The 8,326-nt window shown below is 54.7% G+C and carries 6 protein-coding genes; 4 read left to right on the plus strand and 2 right to left on the minus strand.

What is annotated here, in order from left to right:
- A partial coding sequence (locus tag ABX962_RS23300; RefSeq protein WP_372722779.1) for a hypothetical protein occupies nt 1-1,314 on the minus strand: 1,314 nt, incomplete at its 3' end.
- A gap of 330 nt (nt 1,315-1,644) precedes the next feature.
- Between ABX962_RS23300 and ABX962_RS23305 the strand changes: the two genes are divergently transcribed.
- From ABX962_RS23305 to ABX962_RS23320, 4 genes are all read left to right on the plus strand, one after another.
- Entirely contained in the window at nt 1,645-3,483 is a 1,839-nt protein-coding gene (locus ABX962_RS23305; protein ID WP_372722788.1) for a TolC family protein, read from the plus strand.
- 171 nt (nt 3,484-3,654) lie between these two features.
- Complete coding sequence (locus ABX962_RS23310) at nt 3,655-5,469, plus strand: hypothetical protein (protein ID WP_372722781.1); 1,815 nt, start codon at nt 3,655-3,657, stop codon at nt 5,467-5,469.
- A gap of 135 nt (nt 5,470-5,604) precedes the next feature.
- Nucleotides 5,605-6,927: a BBP7 family outer membrane beta-barrel protein gene (locus tag ABX962_RS23315; RefSeq protein ID WP_372722783.1), complete on the plus strand. Its 1,323-nt coding sequence runs from the start codon at nt 5,605-5,607 to the stop codon at nt 6,925-6,927.
- A 485-nt stretch (nt 6,928-7,412) separates the two neighbouring features.
- On the plus strand, nt 7,413-7,685 hold the full coding sequence (locus ABX962_RS23320) for a hypothetical protein (RefSeq protein ID WP_372722784.1): 273 nt from the start codon (nt 7,413-7,415) through the stop codon (nt 7,683-7,685).
- 96 nt (nt 7,686-7,781) lie between these two features.
- Here ABX962_RS23320 and ABX962_RS23325 read toward each other — a convergent pair.
- Nucleotides 7,782-8,326: hypothetical protein (locus ABX962_RS23325; RefSeq protein WP_372722786.1), on the minus strand; the 545-nt coding region annotated here is incomplete at its 5' end.

An 8,326-nucleotide genomic window follows, 5' to 3' on the forward strand; every position in this document is an offset into this window, starting at 1 on the left:
GATCGCAGCCAAACTGGTCTGCAATGCCGCAATTTCCCCTTCGATTTGCTGTTGTTTCGTATCCAAGTCATGACTGCGAATCACCATCAACGTTGCTGACTCGTTCACAGACGAACCGTTGTCGACGAGCAACTCGGTGACCACGCCATCGGCCGGAGCGTAAACGTTGTGACGCTGTTTTGCCACGACGCGACCTTCGGCCGGGATCCAGAAATCGACCCGAATCAACGACATCAAAAGTGCAGCCGTTGCGACGACGAGAGCGATCACAGTCGCTTTTTTCGTGAATCGCATGGAAAGCCATGGATCGATCCGCGAGCGCAAACGGACTGCGTCTCGGCGAATCGCTTGCGTCAATGCGTCCGCAACGACGTCACGCAGGTCGGCAAAGGAACCATCGTTATCATGCGATGACACCGTAAACTGCTCGAACACGATTACGGCCGAATCGGCAAGGCCGTTTAGCGGAATCGGTTCGATTGCGATCGCACGAGATCCCGATTCGATCAAATAGGCTTCGAGCGGCTCGCGCAGCGGAGCGGGGACCATGTCGCCACGCCCGACAACGAACTCGATTGATTTGCCGTGATTTGCGACCTGAGCGACGAGGTCTTGCATCAATCGAGCGAGTCGACTGCGACGGTCGACATTCTTACTGGTCGAACATGACACCAATCGATAGGCGGAAATTGGATTGCCACCGCGGCGGTGCAGGATGCTGACTCGATCGGCACCGACGTACTTCGCCGCCGCTCGCCCCACGTGAGCAAACGAGTCGTTGATCCCGATGCCGTGATGCAGTTGACCGACAAGGTGATCCCACGCGTGTCGTCTCGCTAAATGGGACTGCAATGCGTCGGCTTCGTGACGCAAGAAAGCGAGGGTCGCGGATTCGAGTACAGCCTGACTCATTTCGGCGATCGCTGGCTGGATTGCCACGTGCACCGCGTCGGACCATCGGATTTCGATTCCGACCACGCTGTCATGGGACACACGGGCCTGGGTGATGCAAGTTTTGGCGTCGTCATCCCAATGCGAAGCGGCGGCGAAATCAACTTGGTTGATTGCCACCGCTGAATCAGGCGACCTGTCTTGATGAACGTCAATCCCGGATCTGGCCAAGACATGACGTTCGCCATGTTGGTCGGACCAAACGACCACGCTTCGTGACTTTGCCGTTTGCTGAGTCGCGTCGGCAAGTTCTTGAAAGAACGTTGAGGCCGGCAATGCCGTGTGCGACAAGCGATCAACGTGGCGGACAAGCGATTCCGCATCCTTCCACGTTTGCTCGGCTCGATGCAGGGGGTCGGACATGACGCGATGGGCTAGATGGCTGCAAACGGGGATCGTTGGATACGGACGGAGCGTGTTCATTTTAACCACGATTTCCGAGTTTCCCGCCTGCGGAACGCATGTTTCACGAGACTTATTGTGTCGTTCGTGCGAATCATCCCGAATTCGCTCAATGTAGTCTTCGTGAATGTACGAATAAGGGTAATTGTACGGATTGGTCTGAATGTGCGGGGAATCTGCCTCGCTCGACCGAAACGAGAAACGGAAAACAAAGTGCTGCGACGTTCAACACGCACTGACGCAAACACATCAGCAAGGCGAGGCGGCCCGTTGCGGCCGATTGCGTTGACAATGATGGCGTGCGCCGTTGGCGTGATTACGGCGATCGGTTGTCAAACACACCGAAATTTTTCCGAGACGATCGCCAACGACACCTCCTCGATCGATACGATCATGCAAATGGTCGACGCGGGGGCTCCTGCGATCACGTTTCCGGACGTCTCAGCCACTCCATTGACCGTACGCTCGATCGAAGATTTTGCCACGCTGCAATATCGGGACATGTCGTTGCAGGAAACGATTCACACGGCGCTGCAGCACTCGCAAGTCATGCGTGATTTGGGGGCCACGATTCTTCGTGCTCCGCAAACCGTGGTGACCGATCAAACCAAGCCGCTTGCCGAACTGGATCCTCAAACCAGTATCGAATCGGCTTTGGCCGCCTATGACGCTCAGTTCTATGCGCTTGGCAAATGGCAGAATAATGATCGCCGATTCAACAACCGGTTCTTCGGTGGTGGCGCCAACGCGTTCAAGCAAGACACGCATGACTATGTCTTTCAGCTATCCAAGCGGACGGCCACGGGCGCCGAATTTGCTGTTCGCAACGTTATCGATTACGACGCCAACAATGCCACCGGCAATCTGACCGACAGCGCCTGGCAAAGTCAGATCCATGCCGAGATGCGGCAACCATTAATGCAAGGCGGCGGGCTGCAATTCAATCGCATCGCAGGTCCTGCGGCACAGCCTGGGATTTATGCAGGCGTTTTGATCGCCAAAGTGAATGATGACATCACGTCGGCCAAGTTTCGCCAAGGGGCACGCGATTACATCAGCAATGTGATCAACGCCTACTGGGATCTGTATTTTGCCTATCGCGACCTCGACGCAAAACGCGATGCTCTCGAGCGGAGCCGAGAAACGTGGCAAAACTATGAGGCCCAGAAGTCGAGCAATCGCAAAGCCGGCGCGAGCGAAGCGTTTGCACGTGAACAGTACTTTCGTTTTCAAAGCGAATTGCAAGATGCGGTTGCGGGCAAGTTGATCCAGCGTACTCAGGTTAATAACTCCACTTCGGGAGGCACGTTTGCAGGTCAAGGAGGCGTTTTGGCGTCCGAGAGACGGCTCCGATTGTTGATCGGATTGCCGCTCAGCGATGATGCACTGATTCGTCCCAATGACGAACCACTCCACGCGCCGATGACGTTTGATTGGAACTCGATTTCGATCGAAGCGATTCGGCTTCGCAGCGAACTGCAACAACAGCGGTTGCTCGTCAAGCGACGCGAGATGGAAGCATTGGCGGCAAAGAACTTTCTGATGCCGACTCTTGATCTCGTTACGATCTACCGCGTCCGAGGTTTGGATCAAGGTCTCGCCGGCGACAACTCGGCCTTCAAACAACTGGGAACGCTGGATTATCAAGAGTACGAAGCGAGTCTGGAACTGAAGCTGCCCGTCGGATTTCGGCAAGGCTATTTGGCGGTTCGTCATGCCAAGTCACAATTGGCACGCGAACACGCCGTGCTCGAAGAGCAAGAGCGGCAGATCTTGCACGACCTTGCTGCCGTGGTCGGCGAAAGCGATCGCGCATTTACACAAATGGAAACCAATCTGAATCGCTATCTCGCCGCTCGCGATGCGCTGCAGATCCTCGACGTGAATCGTGCGGAGGGGTTACCCGTGAATCTCGAACAATTGCTCGACGCGCAGCGACGTGTCACCGAGGCTCAATCACGATACTTTCTGTCGATGGTCGAGTACACCGTGGCGGCTAAGAACGTCCAGTTCGAAAAAGGGACGCTCTTGCAGACCGCGAATCTATTCTTGGTCGACGAAACCACGTCGCCCATCCTGTTGGCTGAACCCCTCGGCGATTCGTCTGGTACACCCGCCGACGCGTCGTAGCGTTCGCGGTTGTCAAGACTTGAGTGAGGGGGGCGGTATCCTTCGATGTGCGGCAACTTATTGCCGACGCTCGCGAAAAAGTGGCATCGTTTGTGTATATTGGCCACTCTGGCAGCCGACGGCTGTCGCGTGCCCCCCTCTCTTTAACCCACCGCTGAACCCACCGGCATTATGTCATCACACTCACCTCGACCGTTTTGTGCGTTACTGTTTGCTCTGATTTTGGTCGCTCCGACGTATGGAGGGACCACAACGTGGGACGGGAAATACGACACCAGCCGAATCGAAGTGACGGTCGTCTACTTCGTCCCTGCGGATCGTCAATCGTTGCCCGATTGGAAAGATCGCGTCCAGTACTATGCTCGCCGATTGGAACAGTTCCATGCTCGTGAGTTTGGCGATCAATCCAAGCTGACGATGGTCGTCCACCCCGAACCCTTTGTGTCAAAGGACACAACCGAAACCCTTCGCGAAGGGGACGCGAACAAGATTTACTTTCGCACATTAAGCGAAGTCGATCGGACGCTCGGGTTTGCGCAGGACAAGCCCGAAGAGCGAGACGCGTTTCCAATCCTGCTCGTTCTAAGCGAAATCAATTGGCGACCGCTGGACGACTTCTATCGCTTGCACCCCGATGGCGGAAGTCTGGTCTTTGAAGGCAACTTGAACCAAGGACAACATTTCCCTGGCGCGACCTCAGGGGGGGCACGGGCAGCCTATCTGGCCAATCGTGGTGTCGGTTGGGGATTGGTCAGCGGCGATGGATGGCGGGTGCCCTATCGTGGCACTGACTGCGTTGTTTATCACGAAGGCTGCGGGCACACCGTTGGGTTGCCGCACCCAGAACCAGGCAATGGTTCGGTGATGAGCATGGGACAATACCGCGGTTGGATCAGCGAATCGTGGCTCGACAAAGAACAGAAAAGTCGAATGGGATGGGAGCCTGCGTCCCCAGAGTCGCTTGAGAACCAAAGCGACGAATCGTCGTTAGCACTTGAGCTGTTTACGCGTTTTCGAGCGATTCCCGAGCCGATGGTGCCTAAACCAAATCAAGACGTGAGCTTGAAATTGGATTGGCCTGCAGATGTACAAGTCAAATCACTTCGCGTTCGCTATCAAACGGCAATCGACGCACCTTGGATCGATGTTCCTACTGTCGTCTCCGCCGCACAACCGGAAACGGTTTCGCTTGGGCGTTTTGACCGTGAGATTCCAATCAGCTACCGCGTCGACGCCGAACTCCATTCGGGGGAAACCGCTGAGATCTGGGGGTATCTACAAGTGCGATCCGAAGCGAATCAGAATCCGTTGCCGCGCACGCTCTCGGATGATCTTTTTCAGGCACGCGTGTCCGTGATCGCGGGCGATACATCAATTGCGGGCGATCCATCGGACTCAAAAGTCATTGCCCCGTTTCCTGACAACGAAGTCGATTTGCTGTCATTTATCGATCCTTCGCATGCATTTTCAACTGGCGAATGGACCAAACGCGATGGAAAACTGGAAAGCAGCAAAGGCTACGGAGTCCGCATCGAACTGCCCTACACGCCGCCCGCCGAGTATCGCATCGTTGCGATCGTGGAACCACTTGATCCGCCCGATGCTTTGTTGTTTGGATTGAGGGCGAGTGACAAGCGGTTCGCAGCCTTATTTAACTATGGCAAAACGGATGTCGCCAAGTCGGCGATCGAGAACATCGACAACAAGAATGTGGGCAACCAAACCACCTTCTCTGGCAACTTGTTCAAACAGAACCAAATGTCACAAGTGGTCGTCGAGGTGCGAAGTGAACGTGTGCAGATGTCGGTCGATGGACATCGGATCGTGGATTGGCAAGGCGACGCCTCGCGTTTGTCGCTCTCGGATTACTGGTCGACGCCGAACGATCAAGCGTTGATGTTGGGAAGTTATGATTGCCGCTACCGATTCCACCGCATCACGCTGGAGCCGATCCGTGGCACCGGTAGAGAACACGTCCAAAAGTAGCGAAGAAGCGATCACCGGCTAGAAACCGGGGCAATTCATCTTGACTTCCGCGGCAAAAATTACGGACTGTCAGCCGAGACTGCCAGGTTTCTTTAGGAAATCTGGCTAAATTTCCGAAAATTGGAGTTTGTCTCAGTGACCCCTCGGTTGTTGATTTCCGCGTTTTTCACTTTCGTTTCGCTCGTCGTTTCCGTGATCGGGACGGTGGAGGCTCAGGGCGTTTATTCCGCTGGCCCCAATGTGATCGTCAACAATTCCGGCTCGTTTGATCCCTATTCGGCTCAGACGTCGGCGGGAGGTGGCAATTTGTTCAGCGGCGGTAACATGTTCTCGTTCCCGTCGATCGGTGGTTTTGTGCCGAACATGGAGCAGCGAATTGCCGACCGGCTATGGATCCGCGGTGAATATCTGTATTGGGAAGCCTCAGGGATGGATACGCCTCCGTTGGTGACGACGAGCCCAGATGGAACGCCGCAAAACCGTGCGGGAATTCTCGGCGAATCAGGGACCGCCGTGCTGTTTGGCGGCGGCGAATTGAATGACGGCGGACACAGTGGGTTTCGCGGCAAAGCGGGATTTTGGATCACTCCGCAAGGCTCGTTTGCGATCGAAGGCGAATACTTTGGGCTGTTCGACGACGGCGACGGTTTTTCGGCCGCAGGCGATGGGACGCCTATTTTGGCGAGGCCCTTTTTTGATACGACCAACGACCGAGAAACTGCCCAACTCGTCTCCTATCCCGGTGTCGTCAACGGTGCCCTGAATATCAGTTCTGACACCGATCTTCGATCGGCCATGATCAACGTGCGAGCCGCGCTGATGCCAACGTTTGCCGGTTGCAACAACTGTGGCGAACTCGATCGAATCGACTGGATCATCGGTTATCGAAATCTGCAACTCGATGATCGCTTGTCGTTCTCCGAGTCGCTTTCGTCTCAAGTTGTCGGCGTGCCAGGCACGATCGAGCTGAGCGAACAATTCAGTACCGAGAACCGGTTTAATGGACTGCAGCTCGGCGTGATTCACCAAGCGACGTTCGACCGCGCCTGGCTTGAATCGACCATGCGAGTCGCCGTCGGTACGAACACGCAGCGAGTCAACATCTCGGGCACCACCTCGATCACCGAAAATGGCGTCACCGAACGTTATCCCGGTGGTTTGCTGACCCAAACCAGCAACATCGGTTCGTATCGTGACAAAGAGTTCACGATGATCCCTGAACTCGGATTGACGCTCGGTGTTCGCATCACCAGTTGGTTTCATGCCACGGTCGGCTATTCGCTGTTGTACTTTCCCAACGTCGTCCGCGCCGGGGATCAAATCGACCGCAATGTGAATCCGAATTTGATTCCCGAACCCAACAATCCCGTCACCGGTTCGCTCCGCCCGCAATTCAGTTTTGTCGAAACCGATTACTGGGCGCAAGGCCTCAACTTCGGTGGCCAGTTGCAATTCTAAGACGCAGGGGTTGCTGCGGCGCTTAGGTACCGTGTTCCGTGTACGGACTCTGTTTTAAACGGCACGCTGGGCCGTCTGCACAGAACGCGTGCTGATTCGTGTCAATTTGTGACGAACCAAACGCCACCCCGGCGAAAAGGAAACCACAGAAAGAATGATGCAACAGAAAGATGGTCAGACCTAAATTGCAGCATCCTCATCTTTCTGTAGCCCATTTTCCTGTTCTCTTTTGAACGCGTGATAAAGCGGCGCCCAACGCAGCAGCTCAACCGAGTGCGCTGGGCGCATCTGGTTGCACGGACTGCCTAAAGTTCGGGGACGTCCACCAACGTGGCTTCAAGATCCAGTCGCATGTCATCCTGAAGCGTCTTGCCTTGATTATCGGTTTGGGGTCAGGCCCGTCCCTCGCTGCTCCCAAACCTCAAGAAGTTGGGCGACCGGTGAAGCATTCATGTTAGTGTGCGATTAGCGAAGATTCGTGTTCGGTGCAGCCAAGTTTGCGTGAAGTCTTCGGTGAATCGACCGAGAGTTGTTGGGATGGGATCGCCACCGATTACCGGAACGAGAACGGAATCGGTCAGCGACAACGCACCAGTCACGACGTTGCCGAAGAAGCGAATCTCGGTGTTGGCGAAATTGTCTTGCGCCATCCGCATCACGCGTTCGTAATGGAAGACGGTATCAATCACCAATGCTTAGGTCACGTAACGGTTAAAACATCCGTCTTCGCCGTGAACGAAGACAACGACTTTGATTAACGAGTGATTCTACCAACAGGACGCACGTTGAACAAAGACCGCAGGCGATTGCGAAGCAACTTTGCGGATGTTCTTTGTTGGTGGGCAAGTCTAGGGTCAACCCGATTTTGTCTCACCAGAATCAACGTCGTTTTGGATTCCATCCACAATCGCATTAAACCACGATTTCAAGCAGGCCAAACCGCAAAACGATAAATCAAATTGGCCGCCTGGTAGATCGTTAACGACCCGAATATCCGCACTGTCAGACATGTCGGTTTGCGTGCCGTGATATCCAACGTTCATGAACGCCAAATGCCTCGAATCGTCAAAATCATCATGGATGCTATTTCGCCGTGACTCGTCCAGCAGCAATGCGCCCGCTGAAACGTATGCGACGCCATTTGAGATCGGCCCTGCACAGTGAAAACATGTGCCAGGGGGTTTAGAGCTTGACTTAGTCATTAGTCCAGCGAGACGCTGCCTTTGATCCACCAACGGTGTTATGTACGACTCGGTGTCGTACTTTATGGGGGAAGTGACTCCATGCTGGAGTCTCGTTTTTGATTGCCTTGATTTTAATCCATTTTTTGTTGGCGAGGTACGGCTCGTTGCTACAAATCCTTTTGGTTCGCTGGATGGCTTTTCGGTTACCCGTTGCC

It is taken from the genome of Novipirellula sp. (assembly GCF_041583735.1).
Lineage (GTDB): Bacteria > Planctomycetota > Planctomycetia > Pirellulales > Pirellulaceae > Novipirellula.

Excerpts from the sequence above, each read along its gene's own strand:
- ABX962_RS23305 (WP_372722788.1), top strand. The coding sequence starts at position 1,645 with ATGATGGCGTGCGCCGTTGGCGTGATTACGGCGATCGGTTGTCAAACA.
- ABX962_RS23310 (WP_372722781.1), top strand. The coding sequence starts at position 3,655 with ATGTCATCACACTCACCTCGACCGTTTTGTGCGTTACTGTTTGCTCTG.